This is a genomic window from Leisingera sp. ANG49 (genome assembly GCF_059694505.1).
In genome coordinates, this window is record NZ_JCATZN010000002.1 from 196,348 (window position 1) to 217,903 (window position 21,556).

Consider the following 21,556-nt stretch of genomic DNA (forward strand, 5'->3'; position numbering starts at 1 on the left):
TTTATCCTTGGTTCCTGCATAGGTAGGGTTTCGGCAACCAAGGAGACCCGCCATGACCGCCGACGCCCGCTTTTGGAACAAGATCGCCCCGAAGTACGCCAAATCGCCGATCCGCGACATGGATGCTTACCGCTACACGCTGGAGCGGACACGGTCCTATCTCAAGGCGGATGATGCCGTTCTGGAACTGGGCTGCGGCACCGGCTCCACCGCGATCGAGCTGGCACCGGGCGTGGCCAGGATCACAGCGACCGATCTGTCGGAGGCGATGCTGGAGGTCGGCCGCGAGCGGGCCTGGAATGCGGGCACGGCCAACATCGAATTCCACTGCTGCAGCGCCGGGCAGGCGCCGGAAGGCCCGTTTGACGCGGTGCTGGCGCATAACCTGCTGCATCTGCTGCCGGATCTGGAGCAGGTTCTGGATGGCGTTGCCGCGCGGCTGCGGCCTGGCGGGCTGTTCATCTCCAAGACGCCCTGCCTGGGCGAGAAGCGGGGCAGCTGGAAATACTGGCTGTTCACGGTGGCCATCCCGCTGATGCGGCTGGCGGGGAAGGCGCCCGGCTTTGTGGACTTCATGGACATCCGCAAGCTGGAGGCGGCGGTGCAGACGGCCGGGTTCGAGATCATCGAAACCGGCAACTACCCGGCGGACACGCCGGGGCGCTATCTGGTGGCGCGGCGGCGCTGAGTTTTGCCTTTGCCCCATCCGTGCTAGCTTACGGGGTGGAGGCTGACATGTTCGAGGACCGGATTTCCGCCGGGCTTCAGCTGGCCGGAAAACTGGCTGAACTGCCGATGACGGATCCCGTGGTGCTGGCGCTGCCGCGGGGCGGGGTGCCTGTGGCGCTGCCGATTGCGCAGAAACTGCGCGCGCCCCTGGACCTGGTCCTGATCCGCAAGATCGGCATGCCCTCCAACCCGGAGCTGGCGGCAGGCGCCCTGGCCGAGGGCAGCAATCCCATATTCAACGGCGCGCTCTTGCAGGCCACAGGCATGAAGCCGGAGGATTTTGCCGCACAGGTGGCCCGGGCGCGGGAGGAAAACGCCGCCCGCCGCGCCAGCTATTTGCAAGGGCGCGATCCGGTGGAGCTGGAAGGCCGCACCGTCATCGTGGTGGATGACGGGATCGCCACGGGCGCGACCTTCATGGCGGCGCATTTCTGGCTCAAGGAGCGCAAGCCGGCGGCGGTGATCCTGGCGGTTCCCGTCGCGCCGCCGGAAGCGGTGGACGAACTGCGCCCGCTGGTAGATACTCTGGTCTGCCTGCTGAGCCCCAGGGACTTCTGGGCGGTCGGCGCGCATTACAGGGATTTTATGCAAACCAGCGATGACGAGGTCATGGCCGCCTTGGCCGCGGCTCCGGAAGCTGGCGCAGGAAAGGACACGAAGTGGCATTGAACGTTTACCTCTCGGGCGAGATTCACACCGACTGGCGGGAGCAGATCATCGACGGCGCAAAGGGGCTGGAAGTGAGCTTCAGCGCGCCGGTGACCGACCATGACGCCAGCGACGATTGCGGCGTGGCGGTGCTGGGCGCCGAGGAGAACAAGTACTGGCACGACCACAAGGGCGCGATGGTCAATGCGATCCGCACCCGCAAGGGGATTGCGGACGCGGACGTCGTGGTGGTGCGCTTCGGCGACAAGTACAAGCAGTGGAACGCGGCCTTTGATGCGGGCTATGCAGCGGCGCTGGGCAAGTCGATCATCGTCCTGAGCCCGCCGGAGCATCAGCATGCGCTGAAAGAGGTCCACGCCGCCGCGCTGGCGGTGGCAGAGGAGCCGCGCCAGGTGGTCGAGATCCTCACCTATGTGCTGACCGGCAAGCTGCCTGCATGACAGCTCCGGCGCTTGAGACCGAGCGGCTGATCCTGCGCCCGCACCAGGCGCAGGATTTTGACGCCGTGGCGGCGCTTTGGGCAGAGCCGGAGGTGGTGCGTTTCATTTCCGGCACGCCCTCGACGCCAGAGGAAAGCTGGACCCGGTTGCTGCGCTACATCGGCCATTGGCAGGCGCTGGGATACGGCTACTGGGCGGTCACCCTGCGCGACAGCGGCCGGTTCATCGGCGAGGTGGGCTTTGCCGATTACCAGCGCAGCATGGATCCGCCGCTGGCAGGCGTTCCGGAAGCGGGCTGGGTGCTGGCGCCGGAGGTGCACGGGCAGGGCATCGCCACCGAGGCGGTCGGCCGCATTCACAGATGGGCGGCAGAGGCGACGGACTGGGCGGAAACCGCCTGCATCTTCGACCCGGCCCACACGGTGTCACATAGGGTGGCGATCAAACTGGGCTATGCGCCTGCGGGCGAGGCCCTGTACCGGGGCAACCCCACGCTGGTCATGAAACGGGCCATTTCCCGGCGCTGAGTCCGCGGCGCCTGGCCGGGTGTGCTGAAAACCTTCGCGCGTTCAGCGGCTTTGGGGGCGCGTTCCCCCTGCAGGAAGCCGCGCCGCTTCGCCCCCCCTCTTCAACGCTTCTTTAACGGGCGGCGGTCTAGTCTGCCGGTGACACCCGAACACTAAAAGGCACTGTCCTCCGCGGAGGGCGGTGTTCAGGACTGCCTTATGAAGAACCGCCGCCGCCCTGCCGCGCAAGTTACCCCGCTGATTGAGGATGCGGGGCTGTTCAAGCGCGAGGTGCGCGAGGTGCCGGTGGAGCTGGTGCCGGTGTTCAGCCGCAACAACCGCGGCGACCTGGTGGTGAAGGGGATCGTGCAGCCGAACACCGAGGTCGAGGTGGTGTTTGCCGGCCGCCGCCTGCGCGAGGCTGCGAGCCTGGTCGAGCGGATGAAGAAACTGCGGATGCAGGGGGCGCGGGCGGCCCTGAACGGCCACGAGGCAATGAACCAGATCAGCCGGCTGCGCCTGCCGGTGCGGGTGCGCGGCACCTGGCGTCTGCGGTTCGAGCCGGATGCCTCCGGCTGGGAAATGAAGAGCTACCAGCTGATCGCCGCGCAATGGGCCTTTACCGATCTCGAGGGGTATACCGTGCTTTGCGGCTGGCCGCCGGTTGAAGCGGAGGACAGGGTGCAGGACCGTGCCCGGGAAGCGCGGGCGCGGCAGGCGGCCGCCAAGGCGGCACAAGCGGCCCGGCAGGCCCCGGAGGCGTGAACGCCCCGCCGCAGGCGGGGCGCCGGACCCAACGGGATGCGGCCCCGATAGGGGCCAAAGACGGGCGGGAGCGCCTCAGCCCGCCTTCTTGATTTCCACAGAATGCGGATAGGGGATGGAGATGCCCTGGGCGTCAAAGGCCTCTTTCACGCCCTGGGTCAGGGCGAATTTCAGCTCCCAGTAGTCCTCCGCCTTGCACCAGACCCGCGCGGTCAGGTCGACCGAGCTGTCGCCCAGGTTGGTCACCCGCACCCAGGGCTCCGGGTCCTGCAGCACCCGGGCGTCGCCTTTGGCCAGGGCCAGGATGATTGCCTTGGCGGTTTCGGCATTGTCGCCGTAGTCGATGCCGAACACCATGTCGACGCGGCGGGTCGGGTGGTGCGAGAAGTTGGTGATGACCGAGCCCCAGGCCTGACCGTTGGGGACGATGATCTGCACGTTGTCCGGCGTCGCCAGTTCGGTCACGAACAGGTTCACGTCCTTCACCGTGCCGGAGGTGCCGCCGATGTCGACATACTGGCCGATCTTATAGGGGCGGAACAGGACCAGCATGAAACCCGCCGCCAGGTCGCTGAGCGTGCCCTGCAGCGCCAGGCCGATCGCCAGGGTGGCGGCGCCCAGCATCGCAACCAGGCTGGTGGCCTCGATCCCGAAAATATTGAGGATGGCGACCAGCACCACCGCCAGCAGCGCCCAGCGGATCATGCTGGCGGCGAAATTGCCGAGGGTGGGGTCGATCTGCGGCGTCTTGTTGATGCGGTTGCGCACCGCGGCGCTGATCCAGCCGGTGGCGATCCAGCCGAGGATCAGAACCACCAGCGCCTTGACGCCTGCCACCAGCAGCGGCCACAGCGCGCCGGCCTGTTCAATCAGTTGTTCCATATCCGCTGTCCCTATTCGCGTTTTTTGTGCGCCGGACTGTCGTGCAAGAGAGCAGCTGTGGCAATAGCGCGCAGCGGGGAAAGATCGGGCGGCTGCGGCTCAACTTGCAGGGGAGCTAGGGCTTGCGGCCGGGCACTGGCAGGCCGGACCAGCGGTGCGCGTGCCGGCTCAGGTCCGCGGCTACAGAACGACCTTCTTTGCGAATTCCTGCTCGGTCACGCTGCGGATGAATTCAGTGAGCTTCAGGAAACTGGCTGGCGTTCCGCTTGACTGCCGCCAGGCCAGTCCGACCTGGCGGTACATCCCCGGCTTCATCGGCACGATTGCAACGTCGCTCTCCCTCGGTTTGACTTCGGAACTGGCATAGAGCGCGGGAAGCAGCGTCATGCCCATCCCAAGTGAAACCATCTGGCGCAGCGCATCCAGGCTGGTGCCTTCGAAGTCTTCGCGCAGGTTCGCCCCTGAGGCCGCACTTAGGTCTGAAACCTGGCGGCTGAGCAGATAGGCAGAGTTCAAACTGATCAGGTTCTCGCCTGCCAGATCAGCTTTCCTGACATGGTCTTGGCCTGCCAAACGGTGTTCCCGCGGAACGGCCAGATACAGAGGCTCCCGGAACAGGAACTTGTGGCTGACGTCGTCCCTGGCGATTGGCAGCTGGGTCAGGACAAGATCGTGTTTTCCGGCCAGCAGGTCCTCGGTCATTTCGCGCGGCGTTCCGTCCCGAATGACAAGCTTCAGGTCCGGATAGGCCGTGTGCAGCTGCCGGAGCACCCTGGGCAGCAGGTACGGGCCGATGGTCGGGGACGAGCCGAGGCGCAGAGTGCCCGTGAGCCTGTTTTCAGACGGGCCGCTGATCCGGTAGAGCTTTTCGACATCCTGCAGGATCTTTTCGGCCCGCGCTGCGACCTCCCGGCCCTCAGGCGTCAGGATCAGGCCGCTGCGCCGTCTTTCTGCCAGGCGGGTGCCAAGCGTCTCCTCCAGCGCGTTAATCTGCAGGCTGAGCGAGGGCTGGCTGATGCCAAGCTGGCGCGCAGCATTGCGGTACTGCAGCGATTTGCTGAGCACGCTGAAGTAGCGGAGCTGGCGCAAGGTTATGGCAGCCAAAGGATCCTCTCTGTGCCGTTAGATAGGAAAAACCAATCTTTATACAAAGTAAGATTGGCTTCTAGCGGGGGCAATGCTTGCCTATCTGAAAATCGGGTCACCGATACACACAGCCCAAAGAACCGGAAAAGGAGGTAAATTGATGAAAGACAGTCCCCGGGTAAAGGCGTTTTCTCTCCAGGTACGGCTGACGCAGCTGCGTTTGAAGCATCAGGACGTGAAGGCGAAAATCGCGACTGAGCTAAAGCGGCCCGCACCGTGCAGCCTGATCCTGCGCGGGCTGAAACTGCGGCGTCTGCAGATCAAGGATGAAATGGTGCGCTGCCTGGCGCTGCTGCGGCATCATGGGCTGGGGCGCCTGTCGCCGCAGCACCGCGGTTCGGGAGAGCCGGCATGATCCTGCATTCTGATCTGCGGCATCCGGGAAGGCGGTTTATGCACAGCGCCGATCTGGACGACATGCGTGCGGCAATCCTTGATGATGAGGACGACGATGACGGCCCCGATGGAGGCAGCCCGCATGTGAGCGTCAAAACACGCCGCCGGGCGGTTCTTGTTGCCCGGATTGGCGCCGGCAAGGCCTGAAGGCGCCGGGGAAAGGCTGCCAAGTCTGGCAGGGAGACTAAGTGTGAAGAAGCCCCGCCGGAGGGCGGGGCTTCTGTCTATTGCGCTGAAAAGCGGCTTACTGCTTGAGCGCCAGTTTCGGCGACAGCACGTCGATGCCCAGGGCCTCGCCGACCGCGTAGTAGGTCAGCTGGCCTGCGTGCACGTTCAGGCCGTTTAGCAGGTGCGGGTCGTCCTCGCAGGCCTGGCGCCAGCCCTTGTTGGCCAGGTTCAGCATGAAGGGCATGGTGGCGTTGCCCAGGGCCTGGGTCGAGGTGCGCGCCACGGCGCCCGGCATGTTGGCCACGCAGTAGTGCATGATGCCGTCTACCTCATAGATCGGGTCGGCGTGGGTGGTCGCCTTGGAGGTCTCGAAGCAGCCGCCCTGGTCAATGGCCACGTCCACCAGCACCGCGCCCGGCTTCATCTCGGACAGCTGCGCGCGGGTCACTAGTTTCGGAGCTGCGGCACCGGGGACCAGAACCGCGCCGATCACCATGTCGGCCTCGCGCACCAGCTCAGCGGTGGCGCCGGCGGTGGAGTACTGGTTCTTGAAGGTGCGGCCGAAGACGTCGTCCAGATACTTCAGGCGGGTCAGCGAGCGGTCGAGGATGGTGACATCCGCGCCCATGCCGGCCGCGATCTTGGCTGCGTGGGTGCCGACGACGCCGCCGCCGATCACCACCACCTTGGCCGGGGCCACGCCGGGTACGCCGCCCATCAGCACGCCGCGGCCGCCGTTGGCCTTCTGCAGGGTCCAGCTGCCGACCTGCGGGGCCAGGCGGCCGGCCACTTCCGACATCGGCGCCAGCAGCGGCAGGCCGCCACGGTCGTCGGTGACGGTCTCGTAAGCAATTGCGGTACAACCGCTTTCCAGCAGGTCCTTGGTCTGCTCCGGATCGGGTGCCAGGTGCAGGTAGGTGAACAGCAGCTGGTTTTCACGCAGCATCTTGCGCTCAACCGCCTGCGGCTCCTTCACCTTGACGATCATGTCGGCGGTGGCAAAGATTTCCTCGGCGGTGTCCAGGATCACGGCACCGGCGGCGGCATAGTCCTCGTCGGTGAAGCCTGCGCCCATGCCGGCGCCTTGCTGGATGACAACCTCATGGCCGCGCAGAACGGCCTCGCGGGCGGCGTCCGGGGTCATGCCGACGCGGAATTCCTGCGGTTTGATTTCGGTGGGGCAGCCGATTTTCATGTGAGTATCTCCTCAAAACTCTCTGCGGTCATTTTGACGCAGGCAGCCCGAAATGTGCTTCTTTTTTGGGCGGAATAAAAACATGGCTTTCGAAGATTCTTCGCGTATAACGGCAAAACACAGCAAGGATCTTCGCAAAATGTCGCTGGACGAAACAGATCGTCGCATTCTCTCGGTGCTGCAAAAGCAGGGCCGCATCTCCAACGCCGACCTGTCGGAGCGCGTGAACCTGTCGGCCTCGGCCTGCCACAGGCGGGTGCAGCGGCTGGAGGCGGAAGGGTATATCCGCGATTATGTCGCGCTCCTGGATGCGCGCAAGATGAACGTGCCGTCGACGGTGTTTGTGGAGATCACCCTGTCCGGCCAGGCGGATGAGGTGCTGGACGCGTTCGAGAAAGCGGTGTCGCGGATTCCGGATGTGCTGGAGTGCCATCTGATGGCGGGGACGGCAGACTATATCCTAAAGGTGGTGGCGGAGAACACCGAGGATTTCGCCCGCATCCACCGCCAGCATCTGGCGCGGCTGCCGGGGGTGGCGCAGATGCAGTCGAGCTTTGCCCTGCGCACGGTGTTCAAGACCACGGCGCTGCCGGTCTGAGGCGGGATTCCGGGGGTGTCCTGCGTGCACCCCCTGTGCACCGGGCGGTGCCGGACCCTAGGCCGGACCGGGGTAGGTGAACAGCAGGAGGTGGGCGAGGTTGAAGGCAAAGTGCATCAGCACCGGCACGCAGAACCGGCCTGTTCCCCAATAACCCAGCCCGCAGGCCAGACCCAGCAGCGCAGCGAATGCGGCCACCGCAGGACCGGCACCGATGTGGGCGAGGCCGAACAGCAGGCTGGCCGCGGCGATGCCCGCGGCAGGCCCGAAGCGGCGGCTGAGGCCCTGCTGCAGGTAGCCGCGGAAGAAGGCTTCCTCTGCCAGGCAAGTGAGCAGCAGGTTCGATGCCATCCACAGGAGCGCCCATTCCGGCAAGCCGGGTTCCAGCCGCAGCGCGCCGGTCAGCAGGGCCAGCGGCAGCAGCGCGGCGAGAAGCAGCAGGCCGGACAGCAAGGCCAGGCGCTCCGCCGGATCATTGCGCCGCAGCAGCGCGGGCCAGGCGAGCAGCAGGGCAAAGAACACCAGCGGCTTGTCGAGGTTCAGATACAGCGAGTAGGGCGCGCTGGCGGGGCCGGTTTGCACCTGGTCGAGGATCAGCAGGTTCTGCACCCCCGGAACCAGATGCACGCTGAGCGCCAGCGACCACAGCACCAGCACCGCGTGGGCGATGAGCGCGGCCGGGGCGCGGGTGCGGGGGAGGAAGGCGGCAAACAGCAGGCCGGCGGCCAGCGCCATCAGCGCCAGCGGCGTCAGGTGCCCGATCGCAAGCGCGGCCCCGGCAAAGGCTGCAAGCATGGCAAAGGCCAGCCCGCGGTTCCCGGTCCAGCCGGCAGCCAGCGCCGCCATCAGGATCAGCCAGGGCCAGGTCTGGGGCAGGGAGTTCAGAACAAAGCTCATGGCCTGCACATAATCCGCTCATCCGGCGAGTTTCCAGCCGGTTGTGCGGGCCGCCTGCGGCTTTTGCGCTTGAACATGCCCGGGAATTCCGCTTGCCTTAAAGGAAGCTGCAGGCAGGCGGGTGACATCACTCCGTCACATGCCACCGCTAAAAGGCAGACTTTGCACCAGCTGACAAGGAAGGAACCCGCCCGTGACCCGCGAATTTGAGACCGCCTCCCTCGACTGGCTGGAAGCGGAGCTGCAGGACACGCTGGACGAGGACATCGAGATCGAGTTCGCCGAGCCGATGCTGAGCCAGGAGATCCGCAAGATCTACCGCGAGCAGCATCCGGAGATGCTCGACCGGCAGGTCTATTTCCGCAACCTCTTGCGGCTGCAGGCGGAGCTGATCAAGGTGCAGGACTGGGTGCAGCACACCGGTGCCAAGGTCTGCATCCTGTTCGAGGGCCGCGACGCGGCGGGCAAGGGCGGGGTGATCAAGCGGATCACCCAGCGGCTGGACCCGCGGGTGGCGCGGGTGGTGGCGCTGCCGGCGCCGAACCGCCGCGAGCAGAGCCAGTGGTATTTCCAGCGTTATGTGCCGCATCTGCCTGCGGGCGGCGAGATCGTGCTGTTCGACCGCTCCTGGTACAACCGGGCGGGTGTTGAGCGGGTGATGGGCTTTGCCACGGAAGACCAGGTTGAGCAGTTCTTCCAGGATATTCCCGAATTCGAGCGGATGCTGGTGCGGTCGGGCATCATCCTGCTGAAATACTGGTTCTCGATCACCGACGAGGAGCAGCAGTTGCGGTTCATGATGCGCATTCACGATCCGATGAAACAGTGGAAGCTGTCACCGATGGATCTGGAGAGCCGGATCCGCTGGGAACAGTATACCAAGGCCAAGGAAGAAATGCTGGAGCGCACCAACATCGCGGAGGCGCCCTGGTACATCGTTGAAGGCAACGACAAGAAGCGCGAGCGGCTGAACTGCATCGAGCACCTGCTGACCAAGATCCCTTATGAAGAGGTGCAGCACGAGAAGGTCGAGCTGCCGGACCGCAAGTACAATCCGGACTACGAGCGCCAGGTGCTGCCGGATGAGCTCTATGTGCCGAAGATCTACTGAGGGCTGACGGAAATGCAGAAAGGGGCGTGCCGCGGCACGCCCCTTTCTTGTTTGCCCGGTGGGAGTGTCAGAACAGGAAGTCGCCGGAGTTCAGCTGCTGTTCTGTAATGCCGGCCAGCAGCATGGTGTCGCCGTCGGTGTCGGTGATCAGCAGGCCGTTTGCGGTCTGGCTGACGTGGTTGTTCATCAGGTCGGAGAAGCTGGTGATGCCAGTGGCATCGCCCAGGTCGATGCGTTCGCCGCTGGCGCTCACGCTGAAATCGGTGACGGTGTCATTGCCGTCACTGAAGACAAACAGGTCAGCGCCGCTTTTGCCGGTCAGACGGTCATTGCCGGTGTCGCCGTCCAGGGTATCCTTGCCGCTACCACCATACAGGATGTCATTGCCGGTACCGCCCCACAGCTTGTCATTGCCGTAGCTGCCCCGCATGGTGTCGTTGCCGCCGCCGCCCCAGAGCCGGTCGTAGCCGGCACCGCCGCCGATGGAGTCATCGCCGCCGTTTCCGGAAATCTTGTCGTAGCCGTCGTCACCCAGCAGGGTGTCGCGTCCGGTGCCGCCGTACATGCGGTCGCCCTGGATGCCGCCCCGCAGGACGTCATTGCCGCCCTCGCCATAGATGGTATCGCGGCCGTCGTTGCCCATCAGATTGTCGCTACCGCCGCTGCCGGTCAGCGAATCGTTACCTCCCAGGCCGTCCAGAGTGCCGGCGCTGCTCAGGGTCAGGACGTCGTCGCCTGCGGTGGGGCCGCTGCCGGTGCCGCCGCCCGAACCGCCGCCGGATCCGGTGTCGAGCTGCAGCGGCGCGCTGGTCTTGGCGAAGTTCTGGGTGACCATCACGGCATCCCAGCCATTGAAGTTGCCCTGTTCGATGCCGATGCCGATTACTTCGACATTGGGGCTGAGGATGTTGGCGCGGTGGCCGGGGCTGTTCATCAGCGAATTGTGCAGGTCGATCACGTCATCGGCCAGGCCGGGGGCGCCGCGTTCGCTCTGCCAGGCAATGTTTTCGGCCCAGGTCCAGCTGCCGGAGAACACAAAGCCGGCATCTGCCATCCGGTCGCCGGCGCTGGAGCCGCCCGAACCGGTGTGCGAGAACACGTCCGCCTGCAGCATCCATTCGCTGTGATCCTCGGCGGAATCATTGAGCCGCAGCTCCAGCTGGACCGGGTTAAGCCCGCGCGAAGTGCGCTCGGCGTTGATCAGCTCGAGCATCTGCCGCTCGAGAACGCTTGCCTGTGACATCGTTAACTGCTCCATAAGTGTGCCGGACCTCCGGCGGTGCGCCATCCGGTTAAAGGAAATTGTTTGGGCCGAAAGTCGGAGAGGGCGGTTTTACGGTTTTACGGCGGAGCTCTGCCCGTTGGGCGGCGGATGGTACGCGGATTTCTGCGCGTTTTGCCAGTTTGGACCGTTGCGGCCCGGCCACGGAGGGCAGCGGCGGTTGTCCGCCGCCTTGCCGGCCCCTTGACGCCAGTCAGGGGATTCGCCTCGGCGCTGCGGCAGCAGGCAGTGTGGCGGGGACGGAATCAGAGGTCTGAAACGGTCCGGACGCCGCCGGGGGGGGGCAGCGTCCGGTAATATTGGAAACCCGGGAGAGACGAGCCTTGTTTGCAGGGACCAAGACCAGCGCCGGTAAAGGGGGGTAGCGCCGCCTGCCCAGGGTTTCGGGAAACCGGGTGTTCCAAGCCCGGCCGGCGGGGCAATGGTTAGGGAAACGCAACTGACTTGCCCTGCCGTGATCTCTGTATAGCAGAGTGCTGCGCGGAAATACACCCTAAAGGTGTAATTCTAATCAATTCGCGATCGTTGCATGCATCCCTTAGAGGCAGGACCGGCCCGCCCTGGAGCAGGACTACCCGAACGGGGTGCCCCAAATGACAAACCCCCGGGCGGGGCCGCGGGGGTCGTCTGAACGTATGTTCCGGCGGATCCGGGGATCTGCCTTAGTGCTGTCCAAAGCTGGAGAGCCTGGTCTGTTTGCCGCGCAGCTTGATCCGAAAACCGGTATCCACTTTTCGGGCTGCGCTTGGTGCTTACAGCAGACCTTCGCGCTGGGCTTTCTTGCGTGCCAGTTTACGGGCACGGCGGATCGCTTCAGCTTTCTCGCGCGCTTTTTTCTCGGACGGCTTCTCGAAATGTTGCTTGAGCTTCATTTCGCGGAAGACGCCTTCACGCTGCAGCTTTTTCTTCAGGGCACGGAGCGCCTGATCGACGTTGTTGTCGCGAACACTAACCTGCATGTGGTTTTCACCACCTTTCTAAGTTGAGTTGCAAGGATTTGCAGGAAGTGGCCGTATAGCAAAGCGCGCAATTTTTGTCTAGTAGGGTGTCAGCATGCCGCAAGCGGGAGGGTGAGATGACCAAAGACCACGATCACGCACAGGACGATATTAAGGACAAACTGCTGGAGGCAGCCTTGAATCATGTGCCGTTTGACGGCTGGTCGGAGGTGACCTTCCGCGCCGCCTGCCAAGATGCGGATGTGCCGGAGGTGCTGGCCCATGCGGTCTGCCCGCGCGGCGGCGTCGATCTGGCGCTGGCCTTTCACGCCCGCGGCGATTCGCGGATGCTGGAGCGGCTGCAGGCAGAGGACCTGTCGGGGATGCGGTTCCGCGACAAGGTGGCGGCGGCGGTGCGGTTCCGGCTGGAGGCGGTCGAGGACAAGGAAGCGGTGCGCCGCGGCACCACGCTGCTGGCGCTGCCGCAATATGCCGGCGACGGCGTCAAGGCGATCTGGAACACCTGCGACCTGATCTGGGACACGCTGGGCGACGGCTCCGATGACCTGAACTGGTACACCAAGCGCGCGTCGCTGGCCGGCGTCTATTCCGCCACGGTGCTTTACTGGCTGGGCGACGACAGCCTGGAGCATCAGGCGACCTGGGATTTCCTGGAGCGGCGCATTGATAATGTGATGGACTTCGAGAAGCTGAAGGCCGGGCTGCAGAAGAACCCGCTGCTGAAACCTCTGCTGGTGGGGCCGAACTGGCTGGCCGAACAGATCAAGCCGCCGAAGGCGCGCGATGACCTGCCGGGGTCGGTTGATCCGCGGCGATAGGGCGGCCGGCTGTGCCGGTTTGCTGCTTCCCGCTGGATGAGAGATCCGGTTCGCCAGCCGCAAGCGCCGTGTGTAGACAGAAGGCCGATGTGATTCCAGAATTGGTGCCAAGTTCCCTTTACTTGGTATTCCGGTTGGAGAGGAAACACGATGGCGGATATCTTTCAGTCGCTTGATCAGCTCGACAGTGAAAAACTGCAGATGGTCGTGGACCGTCTGGAGTACCGGGGAACCTATCCGCCATTTGCCGCTATGCGGGAGCGGTACTTCGGTCGGCTGCCGCTGGAGCAATGCCGCGAGGTGCTCGACATGGGGTGCGGGACCGGCGTTGTCACGCGGGCCCTGGCGGCAAGACTTGCGGACGGGGCCAATCTTACAGGGACCGACTTTTCTGCAGAGCTGATCGGGGTGGCCCGGCGGCTGGCTGCCGAAGAGGGGCTTGACGGCCGGATCTCCTTTGACGTTGCCGATAGCCACGGCACCGAGGCAAATCAGGACCAGTACGACCTCGTTGTGCTGCATACGCTGCTCAGCCACGTCACCAGCCCTGCACAGGTGCTGAAGGAGGCCGCCCGTGTGACTGCGCCCGGCGGCCATGTGGTGGTCTTTGACGGCGACTATGCCTCGATCATATTCGGCGCAGGCGATCCGGCTCTGAATGACGAAGCGCTGCAGGCCCTGCTGAAAACCGTTGTTGCCCACCCGCGGGCGATGCGCCAGTTCCCTGAACTGGTCCCCGGGTCGGGCTTGGAACTGGCGGATTTCCTGCCTGAGATTCTGGCTGAGGCCGGCAAGGCGGAGTTCTTCGAGAGCATGCTGGACAGCTACAGGCCCGCGATGGTGGCGGCGGGGCATATCAGCGAAGCCGCTGCGCGGCAGTGGTCGGAGATCCATCACGCGGCGTCCAAGGCCGGAACCTTCTTCGGCTCCTGCAACTTCGTGTCCTACATCCTGCGGAAGCCCTGACGGCGGCGAAACTGCCCTGATCATGCACGGCCCACGGATTGCGCTGTCCGCAAAGCGCGCCAACTGCGGCGCCTTTGCTGTTTGCGCTCACCCTGCCGGATGCTAGGCAGGTGGCAAGGATCAGGAGGACAAATTCCGATGACAGAGATGATGCGCGCGGTGGAGATCAGCAAACCCGGCGGGCCGGAGGTGCTGCAGCTGACGCAGCGCCCGGTGCCGCAGCCGGGCCATGGCGAGGTGGTGATCAAGGTGGCCTATGCCGGCGTGAACCGCCCCGATGCGCTGCAGCGCGCTGGCGCCTATGATCCGCCCAAGGGCGCCAGCGACCTGCCGGGGCTGGAAGCCTCGGGCGAGGTGGTGGCCGTGGGCGCGGGGGTCAGCGGTATTGCGGCGGGCGACCAGGTCTGCGCGCTGCTGCCGGGCGGCGGTTATGCGGAGTACGTGGCAACGCCGGCGGCGCACTGCCTGCCGGTGCCTGCCGGGCTGGACCTGAAACAGGCCGCCTGCCTGCCGGAGACCTTCTTTACTGTCTGGTCCAACGTGTTCACCCGCGGGGGCTTGAAGGCCGGGGAGCGGTTCCTGGTGCATGGCGGCTCGTCCGGCATCGGCACCACCGCGATCCAGCTGGCCAAGGCGTTCGGGGCACGGGTGTTCGCGACCGCCGGATCGGATGAGAAATGCCAGGCCTGCCTGGATTTGGGCGCGGAGCGGGCGATCAACTACCGCGACGAGGATTTCGTCAAGGTGCTGCGGGACGAGGGCGGCGCCGATCTGGTGCTGGACATGGTCGGGGGCGATTACATCCCGCGCAACGTCAAGGCGATGGCCGAGGACGGGCGGCTGGTGCAGATCGCCTTTCTGCAGGGGCCGAAGGTGGAGCTGAACTTTGCCCTGATGATGGTCAAGCGGCTGACGCTGACCGGCTCGACCCTGCGTCCGCAGAGCGACCTGGCCAAGGCGCAGATCGCCCGGGACCTGCGCGAGGCGGTCTGGCCCTTGATCGAGGCGGGCAAGGTTGGGCCGGTGATGGACAGCGAGTTTGCGCTGGAGGAGGCAGCCGCGGCGCACGCCCGGATGGAAAGCTCCGGCCATATCGGCAAGATTGTCCTGAAAGTGGGCTGAGACGCAGGATGCGCAAAACAGAAGGGCCGGCAGATGCGCCGGCCCTTTCTTGTTTCATAGCGCCTCTTACTGCACCGCGCGGCGGTACAGGTGCCAGGTGGCATGCCCCAGCACCGGAACCACGATGATCAGCCCGGCCAGGAAGGGGATGGATCCGACCACCAGCGACACGCCGACAATCACGCCCCAGGTCATGCAGATGACCGGGTTCTTGCGCAGCACCTTGATCGAGGTGGCCACCGCGACCGGCAGACCCACATGGCGGTCCAGCAGGAGCGGGAAGGACACCAGGCTCATCGCCAGCGCCGCAAAGGCAAAGACCGCGCCCACGATGCCGCCGGTAATGGCCATGATCCAGCCTTCGCGGGTGGTGACCACGGCAGCGGCGAAGCTGGCGATTGATTCCGGCGGCTCCGGCCCCAGGGTGCGGCTGTAGATCATGTCGGCTGCCACCAGCCAGATCACGAACAGCGCCGCCAGATACAGCCCCAGAACCAGGATCGCGCCGAAGGCGGGCGAGCGGATGACGCCGAAGGCGTCCACCCAGCGCGGCTCGAAGCCGGCTTCGCGGCGCTTGGACATCTCATAAAGCCCGACCGCGGCGACCGGCCCGAGGATCGCAAAGCCCATGATCATCGGCACGATCAGCGGCAGCAGGTTCATCGACAGGCTCATCACGATCAGCGCAATGCCGATGATCGGGTAGAACAGCACCAGGAACATGGCGTCCGAGCGGCAGGCGGCAAAATCCTCCAGACCCGCGGCCAAAGAATGGATGATGTCATCCATGCTCAGGTCGCGCGCCTTGGGCAGCTCCTTGACGCCGTCGCTGCCCATTTCGCCGACGGTTTCGCTGATATGGTGCCCGGTGGTTTCTGCACCCTGCAGAAGCCAGCTGAGCGGGTTACCGATTGTCTTTGCCATGCGCTTCCTCCTTCTCGCTGACCAAAACGGAAGTGCCGTTCAGGCAGGGCCGGGCGCGGCACAGGAGTCATTGTAGCACGAAACGCGGAAAAGTCTGCTTCGCAAGCCATTTGCCGCCAAGCGATGGGGAGGAGGCTTGGATGCGGCGGCTTTCGGCGGGGGGAAAACGGAGGTGGCAAGCAAATCTGCCTGCTGGTTCAAGGCTCTGAAAATTTGAGCTGCTATGGCAATGCTGCATCTCCTGCAGTGAGATGCCGGAGGGCTGCCGGCCGGGTAAAGGCATCCGGCCTAGTTTATCCCTCTCAGGCGGGCCAGAACCTCATCAACGGCGTCCACTTCCGTTTGGCAATGCAGGTTCGTGACCTGTATATGGTGGCCGCCGAAGAAGGTTTGGACATAGTGGCCGCGCCAATCGGTTCCGGAGCATTTCTTCAGGAAAAGCTGGTCGTTCCCGCTGTAATTGATGTGATGGCGGCCCAAGGAGAACTTGCGGTAATTTGAGCTGAACTCCGCCACGCCCGCAAAGGGGGAGAAGCCCCTGAAGCCCTGAGCCAGAAAAGGATCCTCGAAATAAACCGACTCGCGGTTTTCCTCCCTGAAGAACACCTCCAAGCGGCCGGAGTGATCAAGCATGTATTCAAAGATCAAGGCGGCCCCAGCCGGAAAACCGCTGTTCTGCCGGGTGTTCATGCGTGGCAGGGATCTGTCCGCGGCGACATAGTGGCTGCCGGCCGCAGAACAGGAAATGCGGCCTGCGATCAGGCCGTCCTGCGCCGAGGACGGAGCCGCAGCGACTGACAATAAAAGGGAAACGAGGACCCTCATCTTAGTTTCTCCCGCGGGAGATCTTACCAAACCGGCGCCGGATTGTCATCGGTCCCGCGGCGGCGCCCAGCGGGTTCAGCGCACCGGCGCAAACCGTGCGTCCTTCAATGTGCAGTCCCTGATCACATTGCGTCCGCAGGGCACCGGTTCCAATCCCTTGGACAGGCAGATGCGCGCCTCCTGGATGGCACCGTCCCGGCAGGTGATGGTCAGGCTGTCGGATGTGAGCGCCGGGTTTTCCTGCAGGAAGGCCTGTTCGACCAGGGACGCAGGCAGGGTCACGGGCTTGTCCAGCTTGCGGAAGGCGGCGGGGCGGGTGACGCGGGTGTAGGCCGCGCGCATGGCGGCGTAATAGTCCCGGGCGCTGAGGCCGGAGCAGGTGCCGTGTTTCTTCCACTGGTGCCAGGCGAGGCCCTGGCTGCCCATGATGTCCGCCATGCCCCGGCTCATCGCGCGGCTCGGCGGCGTCTCCGCGGTGCGGCAGTAGCTGGGCCAGCCGCGGTGGAACTGCGGCCACAGCCCGTGCAGGGTCCAGCCGTAATCGTGCCGGGCGTCGCATTGCTCCGCATTGCGGGCATCGCCCTCCTGCGCGCACCAGTTCGGCGACCAGCTGAGCGACAGCACGTAATAGTCGAACTCGCCCGCCGGTTCGCCGTCGGCCGCGGCAAGGGCGGGCAGCAAGGTCAGAACAGCCGCAAAAACACCTGTGAACAACTTGCGCATTGGCCTCTTTCCTTATGCAGTGAAGCCGACTATATAGGGCGGAAGTTCCCCGACAACGGAAACCTGCCCCGGATCGCCGGGGACGCCATTTCAGGCGGCGGGAGAGATGTATCCGGGGATCAAAGGTGTTTTAAGGAGATGAGCACATGGCAAAACCGTTGATGGCCAAGGCAACCGCCGTGTGGCTGGTGGACAATACCACGATCAGCTTCAAGCAGATCGCCGATTTCGTGGGCATGCACGAACTGGAGATCCAGGGTATCGCCGACGGCGAAGTGGCGGTGGGCGTCAAGGGCTTTGACCCGGTGGCCAACAACCAGCTGACCCAGGACGAGATCGACAAGGCGCAGGCCAATCCGCTGCACAAGCTGAAGCTCAAATTCAACCCGGCCGCGGCCGGCGAGGAAAAGCGCCGCGGCCCGCGCTATACCCCGCTGTCCAAGCGCCAGGACCGTCCCAACTCGATCCTGTGGCTGGTCAAGTTCCACCCGGAACTGTCCGACGGCCAGATCGCCAAGCTGGTCGGCACCACCAAGCCGACCATCCAGTCGATCCGCGAGCGCACCCACTGGAACATCGCCAACATGCAGCCGATCGACCCGGTGGCGCTGGGCCTGTGCAAGCAGTCCGAGCTGGACTCCGCGGTGCAGAAGGCGGCGGCCAAGAAGGCGGCCGAAGGCGGCGTGATGAGCGACGACGAGCGCCGCAAGCTGGTGTCCACCGAGCAGTCTCTGGAGATGGACGCCGAGCCGAAGATCCCGACCGCCATCGAGGGGCTGGAAACCTTCACCCTGGGCGGCGGCCTGAACGACGACGACGAGAAGAAGGAAGAGGACGTTCTGGACGCCGACAGCTTCTTCAACCTGCCCGCAGGCAGCGACGACGAGGACGACGACGAGGACAGCCGCTACTGATCCTGGCCGGTCCGGACTAGGCCTGCCAGGCCTTCCGGCAAGCGGAAAATCCTTAAAAAGCCGCAGATCCGATGCTCCGGATTTGCGGCTTTTTCTGTTAGAATTGAGTCTCAACCATACAAGATGTTGACTGCGCGCTGGTTGCTCGCGCAGCATGATGTTGCGGTGCGGCTGTGTTCCAGGCCGCCCGCGGGTTTGAGTGACGCGGAGCAGGCCTCTGGAAAAGGGGCGGTTCCGCGATGTGAAAGGGACAGTGTTTGACGAGTTGTGCCAGTGGTCCGGCCCCCTGGGCCGGCCCGTGCAGGGGTGGCAGGAGTATTTGTTATGGACGCATCCGGGGGTGCGGCGCTTGGGGCAAGCGGCCGCTTGGATCTGGAGGAACTGGCCGGCGCAAGCGGCCGCGGGTTCTGCCAGGCATTTGCAGATCAGCTGGCGCAGGGTTTTGGCGCCGATCTGGTCACAGTCAGCGCATTGCGGATCAGGGAGGCCGAACACCTGAGGGTGGCGGCAAGCTGGTTCGACGGGCTGCAGCTGGGGGATTTCGAATATGACGCGCGCGGGGCGCCCTGCCGCGATGCGGTGCTGAGCGGCGCGCCGCAGGTGGTGCCGGACGGGGTGCAGCAGCTGTATCCGCAGGACGGCATGTTCATCGAGGAAAACATCAACAGCTATGCCGGGGTGCCGCTGAAGGATGCCGCGGGCGCGGCTGTAGGCCTGGTGCAGGCGGCCTGGCGGCAGGCGCCGGGGGCGGCGCTGGCAGCAGAGGCCGCCGCTGCCATGCAGCAGTTTGCGCCGCGGCTGGGGGCGGAGCTTGCCGCGATGCAGGAGGCCGACGTTCTGGCGGCGCTGGCGCAGGGGCCGGGCAGCCTGTCTCCGCGGGCGGCGCTGCGGCAGCTGGCGGAGCAGCTGCAGCGCGCCTTCAGGGTGCGCATGGCCGTCATCGCCGAATGCGCCGCGGACAGCCCGGGCAGCTTCCGCGTGCTGGCCTGCTGCGACGGCGGGCAGGATGCCGCGGCGGGCGAGGACAGGCTGATGCCCTATGAGGGCGCCCCTTGCGCCTTCCTGCGCGAGGGGGAGCCGTTCCTGGTGCCATCGGGGCTGCAGGAGATGTTTCCGGCGCAGCAGCAGTTCCGGGCGCAGGGGCTGCAGTCGTATTTCGGAGTGCCGCTGCGGGACGCAAACGGGCAGCTGACCGGCCACATTGCGCTGCTGCACGACCGGAAGATGACAGCGGGCTTCCAGAAAAACAGCTTGATTGAAGCGTTCGCGGCGCGGGCGGCATTGGAGCTGTGCCGCCACCGGGCGGAGCGGCGGCGGCGGCAGGCGGAACAGGCGCTGCTGCTGCGGCGCAAGGCCGAGAGCCTGGGGCTGCTGGCGGGCACCATCGCGCATGAGTTCAACAACCTGCTGGCCGCGATGCAAGGGCGCAGCGAGCTGGCGCTGGCGCATCTGGAGTCGGCGCATCCGGCCGTGGCGCAAGTGCAGGCGGTTGAGCAGGGGTTGCAGGCTTCGGCCCGGCTGATGCGGCAGCTGCTGGGCTATGCCCGCGGCGGCGGCAGCCCGCAGCCGGAGACCTGCGATCTGAACCGGATTGTCCGCGAGGCGCTGGCGCTGGTGCCGCCAGAGTGCAAGCTGGGCAAGGCGGTGGTGCTGGACCTGGCGGGCGGGGAACTGACTGCACAGATAGACCCGGCGCAGGCTGGGCAGCTGCTGATGCAGGCGGTGCTGAACGCGGTGGAGGCGATCGGCCCGGGCGCGGGCACCGTGACGGTCGCGACCCGGCGCATCTCCCTGGGCGCGGCGGAGCGGCGGCGGCTGCTGAAGGGGCGCAGGATGCCCGCTGGCCCTTGCCTGCTGCTGGAGGTGCGCGACACCGGCGGCGGCATGGGGCGGGACACCGTGGCGCGGATTTTCGACCCGTTCTTCACCACCAAACCTGGCGGCCGCGGGTTGGGGCTGGCGGCGGCCATGGGCATCATCAGCAACCACCGAGGCGGGCTGGCAGTGGAGAGCCGGGAGGGCGGCGGCAGCATCTTCCGTTTCTATTTCCCGGCCGGTGCGGCGGAAACAGTGCAGGCCGCCGGGCCGGCTGCGGTGCCGGAGCCGCGCAGGGGGCAGCTGCGCCGCATCCTGGTGGTCGACGACGAGGACACCGTGCGCCGGGCTGTCGCAGGCCTGCTGCAGTTGCGCGGCTGCGAGGTGGAGCAGGCCGATGGCTATGACGCGGCGCTGGCGCAGCTGCAGGCGCAGGGGCCGTTTGACGGCGCGGTGATCGACATGAGCATGCCGGGGCGCAGCGGCTGGGAGACGCTGGCGCGGCTGCTGCAGGTCCAGCCCGGGCTGAACGCGGTGATGATGAGCGGTTTTGCCTTCAGCGCCGCGGAGGCGGGGTTCCCGGAGCTGGACGGCATGCAGGTGCTGGACAAGCCCTTTACCAAGGAAAAACTGTACAAGGCGCTGTTCCGCTAGGCGCTGGGGAAGGGCTCCCGCGCCTGCGGCTGCCCCTGGCGGGGCCGCCTGGCAGGCTTGGGCCCGGTGCCGCGCGGGCGCGCGGCGCGGCAGCGTCTAGCAGGAAGGCGCCTGCTCCAGCAGCCAGGCCCGGACCCGCTCGATCCGGCTGGTGCCGGTCTTGGCCTGCGGCGTCAGCAGGTAATAGGCGCTGGCAGGCGTGCAGCGGTGCGGATGGGCCGGCACAAGCGTTCCCTCGGTCAGTTCGCGGCGCACCAGCAGCTCCGGCAGGACCGCCACCCCGTGGCCGTATTTCACCGCGTCGATCAGCATCTCGAACTGGCTGAACAGCGGGCCGGTGGGGCGGGCGGGCAGCGCCTGTCCCTGATCCTCGAACCAGATCTGCCAGCTGAGCGGCCGGGTGGTGTGCTGCAGCGCCGGATGGTCCAGCAGCCGGGCGGCGTCCTGCAGCGGCGCCTCCAGCAGGCCGGGCGCGGCCACCGCCACCAGGTTTTCCGGCATTAGCAGATCGGCGCGGAAGCCGGGCCAGGGCGGATCGCCCTGCACGATGGCCAGATCGACCAGGCTGGCATCCACCTGCGCATTGTCCAGATAGGTGATAGTGTTGACCGTCAGCCGCGGCTGCGCCTGTGCCAGCCGGGCCAGAAGCGGCATCAGCCAGCGGCTGCCGAGCGTCGGATAGGTGCCGATGTTGAGCGCGCCGTAAGGATTGTCGCGGGTGCGCAGCCGGTAGAACGCGGCCTCCAGCGCCTCCAGCAGCGGCGAAAGCTCCTGCAGCAGCATCTCGCCCGCGCCGGTCAGCTGCACCCGCTGGCGTTCGCGCTTGAACAGGGTCTGGCCGGTCTGCGCCTCCAGGCCCTGGATCTGGCGGCTGAAGGCGCTTTGCGACAGGTTCATGGCGCGGGCGCCTTGGGCAAAGCTGCCGGAACGGGCGGCGGCCTCGAAACACAGGAGGGCTGCGGTTGGCGGGATCTTGCGGCGCATGCGGCCACCCTGCCATGTGTTGCAAATTTTGCAACAAGCATTGCGAAGGCCCGGCTTTAATTGCGGCT

The 21,556-nt window shown here is 65.6% G+C and carries 24 protein-coding genes; 14 read left to right on the top strand and 10 right to left on the bottom strand.

From position 1 onward, the window contains the following. Nucleotides 1-52: 52 nt before the first annotated feature. The 5 genes from AC58NV_RS07350 (at nt 53) to AC58NV_RS07370 (ending at nt 3,109) form a co-directional block, all read left to right on the top strand. Nucleotides 53-688 carry a class I SAM-dependent methyltransferase gene (locus tag AC58NV_RS07350; RefSeq protein ID WP_497226548.1) on the top strand — a complete coding sequence of 212 codons (636 nt, stop codon included), beginning with the start codon at nt 53-55 and terminating at the stop codon, nt 686-688. Nucleotides 689-735: 47 nt separating this feature from the next. Continuing rightward, nucleotides 736-1,398 carry a phosphoribosyltransferase gene (locus AC58NV_RS07355; protein WP_497226549.1) on the top strand — a complete coding sequence of 221 codons (663 nt, stop codon included), beginning with the start codon at nt 736-738 and terminating at the stop codon, nt 1,396-1,398. Beyond that, complete coding sequence (locus AC58NV_RS07360) at nt 1,389-1,838, top strand: YtoQ family protein (RefSeq protein ID WP_497226550.1); 450 nt, start codon at nt 1,389-1,391, stop codon at nt 1,836-1,838. The genes AC58NV_RS07355 and AC58NV_RS07360 overlap by 10 nt, the downstream gene beginning before the upstream one ends. Further along, nucleotides 1,835-2,365, top strand: a complete 531-nt coding sequence (locus tag AC58NV_RS07365) for a GNAT family N-acetyltransferase (RefSeq protein ID WP_497226551.1) — start codon at nt 1,835-1,837, stop codon at nt 2,363-2,365. The genes AC58NV_RS07360 and AC58NV_RS07365 overlap by 4 nt, the downstream gene beginning before the upstream one ends. Nucleotides 2,366-2,563: 198 nt before the next feature. Further along, entirely contained in the window at nt 2,564-3,109 is a 546-nt protein-coding gene (locus AC58NV_RS07370; protein ID WP_497226552.1) for a hypothetical protein, read from the top strand. 75 nt (nt 3,110-3,184) lie between these two features. Here AC58NV_RS07370 and AC58NV_RS07375 read toward each other — a convergent pair whose 3' ends face one another. Continuing rightward, entirely contained in the window at nt 3,185-3,991 is an 807-nt protein-coding gene (locus AC58NV_RS07375; RefSeq protein ID WP_497226553.1) for a mechanosensitive ion channel family protein, read from the bottom strand. 180 nt (nt 3,992-4,171) lie between these two features. Next, entirely contained in the window at nt 4,172-5,095 is a 924-nt protein-coding gene (locus AC58NV_RS07380) for a hydrogen peroxide-inducible genes activator (RefSeq protein WP_497226554.1), read from the bottom strand. A gap of 73 nt (nt 5,096-5,168) precedes the next feature. On the opposite strand from AC58NV_RS07380, the gene AC58NV_RS07385 reads away from it, so the two are divergent. Both AC58NV_RS07385 and AC58NV_RS07390 read left to right on the top strand, forming a co-directional pair. Beyond that, nucleotides 5,169-5,492 (top strand): YdcH family protein, encoded by a 324-nt coding sequence (locus AC58NV_RS07385; RefSeq protein ID WP_497226555.1) that lies wholly within the window; start codon nt 5,169-5,171, stop codon nt 5,490-5,492. Continuing rightward, a complete protein-coding gene (locus AC58NV_RS07390; protein WP_497226556.1) occupies nt 5,489-5,680 on the top strand; it encodes a hypothetical protein in 192 nt (63 codons plus the stop codon). Before AC58NV_RS07385 ends, AC58NV_RS07390 begins: the two co-directional genes overlap by 4 nt. 97 nt (nt 5,681-5,777) lie before the next feature. Here the strand turns inward: AC58NV_RS07390 and ald are convergent, their stop codons facing one another. Further along, complete coding sequence (ald, locus tag AC58NV_RS07395) at nt 5,778-6,896, bottom strand: alanine dehydrogenase (protein WP_497226557.1); 1,119 nt, start codon at nt 6,894-6,896, stop codon at nt 5,778-5,780. A 139-nt stretch (nt 6,897-7,035) separates the two neighbouring features. Between ald and AC58NV_RS07400 the strand changes: the two genes are divergently transcribed. Continuing rightward, complete coding sequence (locus AC58NV_RS07400; RefSeq protein WP_008556791.1) at nt 7,036-7,494, top strand: Lrp/AsnC family transcriptional regulator; 459 nt, start codon at nt 7,036-7,038, stop codon at nt 7,492-7,494. 57 nt (nt 7,495-7,551) lie between these two features. On the opposite strand, the gene AC58NV_RS07405 is transcribed toward AC58NV_RS07400, so the two are convergent. Further along, on the bottom strand, nt 7,552-8,391 hold the full coding sequence (locus AC58NV_RS07405; RefSeq protein WP_497226558.1) for a CPBP family intramembrane glutamic endopeptidase: 840 nt from the start codon (nt 8,389-8,391) through the stop codon (nt 7,552-7,554). Between the two features lie 193 nt (nt 8,392-8,584). Here AC58NV_RS07405 and ppk2 point away from each other — a divergent pair, with 193 nt between their 5' ends. Next, nucleotides 8,585-9,502: a polyphosphate kinase 2 gene (gene ppk2 / locus AC58NV_RS07410; RefSeq protein ID WP_497226559.1), complete on the top strand. Its 918-nt coding sequence runs from the start codon at nt 8,585-8,587 to the stop codon at nt 9,500-9,502. Between the two features lie 67 nt (nt 9,503-9,569). Here the strand turns inward: ppk2 and AC58NV_RS07415 are convergent, their stop codons facing one another. Beyond that, entirely contained in the window at nt 9,570-10,745 is a 1,176-nt protein-coding gene (locus tag AC58NV_RS07415; RefSeq protein WP_497226560.1) for a CAP domain-containing protein, read from the bottom strand. 791 nt (nt 10,746-11,536) lie between these two features. Continuing rightward, complete coding sequence (gene rpsU, locus AC58NV_RS07420; protein WP_005614280.1) at nt 11,537-11,743, bottom strand: 30S ribosomal protein S21; 207 nt, start codon at nt 11,741-11,743, stop codon at nt 11,537-11,539. Between the two features lie 116 nt (nt 11,744-11,859). On the opposite strand from rpsU, the gene AC58NV_RS07425 reads away from it, so the two are divergent. The 3 genes from AC58NV_RS07425 to AC58NV_RS07435 all read left to right on the top strand — a co-directional run bounded on the left by AC58NV_RS07425 (nt 11,860) and on the right by AC58NV_RS07435 (nt 14,649). After that, a complete protein-coding gene (locus tag AC58NV_RS07425; RefSeq protein ID WP_497226561.1) occupies nt 11,860-12,561 on the top strand; it encodes a COQ9 family protein in 702 nt (233 codons plus the stop codon). Between the two features lie 150 nt (nt 12,562-12,711). Then, entirely contained in the window at nt 12,712-13,527 is an 816-nt protein-coding gene (locus tag AC58NV_RS07430) for a methyltransferase domain-containing protein (protein WP_497226562.1), read from the top strand. Between the two features lie 138 nt (nt 13,528-13,665). After that, nucleotides 13,666-14,649 carry an NAD(P)H-quinone oxidoreductase gene (locus tag AC58NV_RS07435; RefSeq protein ID WP_497226563.1) on the top strand — a complete coding sequence of 328 codons (984 nt, stop codon included), beginning with the start codon at nt 13,666-13,668 and terminating at the stop codon, nt 14,647-14,649. 66 nt (nt 14,650-14,715) lie between these two features. Here AC58NV_RS07435 and AC58NV_RS07440 read toward each other — a convergent pair whose 3' ends face one another. The 3 genes from AC58NV_RS07440 to AC58NV_RS07450 form a co-directional block, all read right to left on the bottom strand. Continuing rightward, nucleotides 14,716-15,573: a DUF2189 domain-containing protein gene (locus AC58NV_RS07440; RefSeq protein WP_366661158.1), complete on the bottom strand. Its 858-nt coding sequence runs from the start codon at nt 15,571-15,573 to the stop codon at nt 14,716-14,718. Between the two features lie 288 nt (nt 15,574-15,861). Then, nucleotides 15,862-16,263, bottom strand: coding sequence for a hypothetical protein (locus AC58NV_RS07445; RefSeq protein WP_497226564.1), 402 nt, complete (start codon nt 16,261-16,263; stop codon nt 15,862-15,864). A 210-nt stretch (nt 16,264-16,473) separates the two neighbouring features. After that, nucleotides 16,474-17,121: a ribonuclease T2 family protein gene (locus AC58NV_RS07450; RefSeq protein ID WP_497226565.1), complete on the bottom strand. Its 648-nt coding sequence runs from the start codon at nt 17,119-17,121 to the stop codon at nt 16,474-16,476. A gap of 146 nt (nt 17,122-17,267) precedes the next feature. Between AC58NV_RS07450 and AC58NV_RS07455 the strand changes: the two genes are divergently transcribed. Both AC58NV_RS07455 and AC58NV_RS07460 read left to right on the top strand, forming a co-directional pair. Beyond that, nucleotides 17,268-18,035 carry a DUF1013 domain-containing protein gene (locus AC58NV_RS07455; protein ID WP_497226566.1) on the top strand — a complete coding sequence of 256 codons (768 nt, stop codon included), beginning with the start codon at nt 17,268-17,270 and terminating at the stop codon, nt 18,033-18,035. 324 nt (nt 18,036-18,359) lie between these two features. Next, nucleotides 18,360-20,504 (top strand): hybrid sensor histidine kinase/response regulator, encoded by a 2,145-nt coding sequence (locus tag AC58NV_RS07460; protein ID WP_497226567.1) that lies wholly within the window; start codon nt 18,360-18,362, stop codon nt 20,502-20,504. Between the two features lie 96 nt (nt 20,505-20,600). Here AC58NV_RS07460 and AC58NV_RS07465 read toward each other — a convergent pair whose 3' ends face one another. After that, a complete protein-coding gene (locus tag AC58NV_RS07465; RefSeq protein WP_497226568.1) occupies nt 20,601-21,488 on the bottom strand; it encodes a LysR substrate-binding domain-containing protein in 888 nt (295 codons plus the stop codon). Nucleotides 21,489-21,556: the final 68 nt, after the last annotated feature.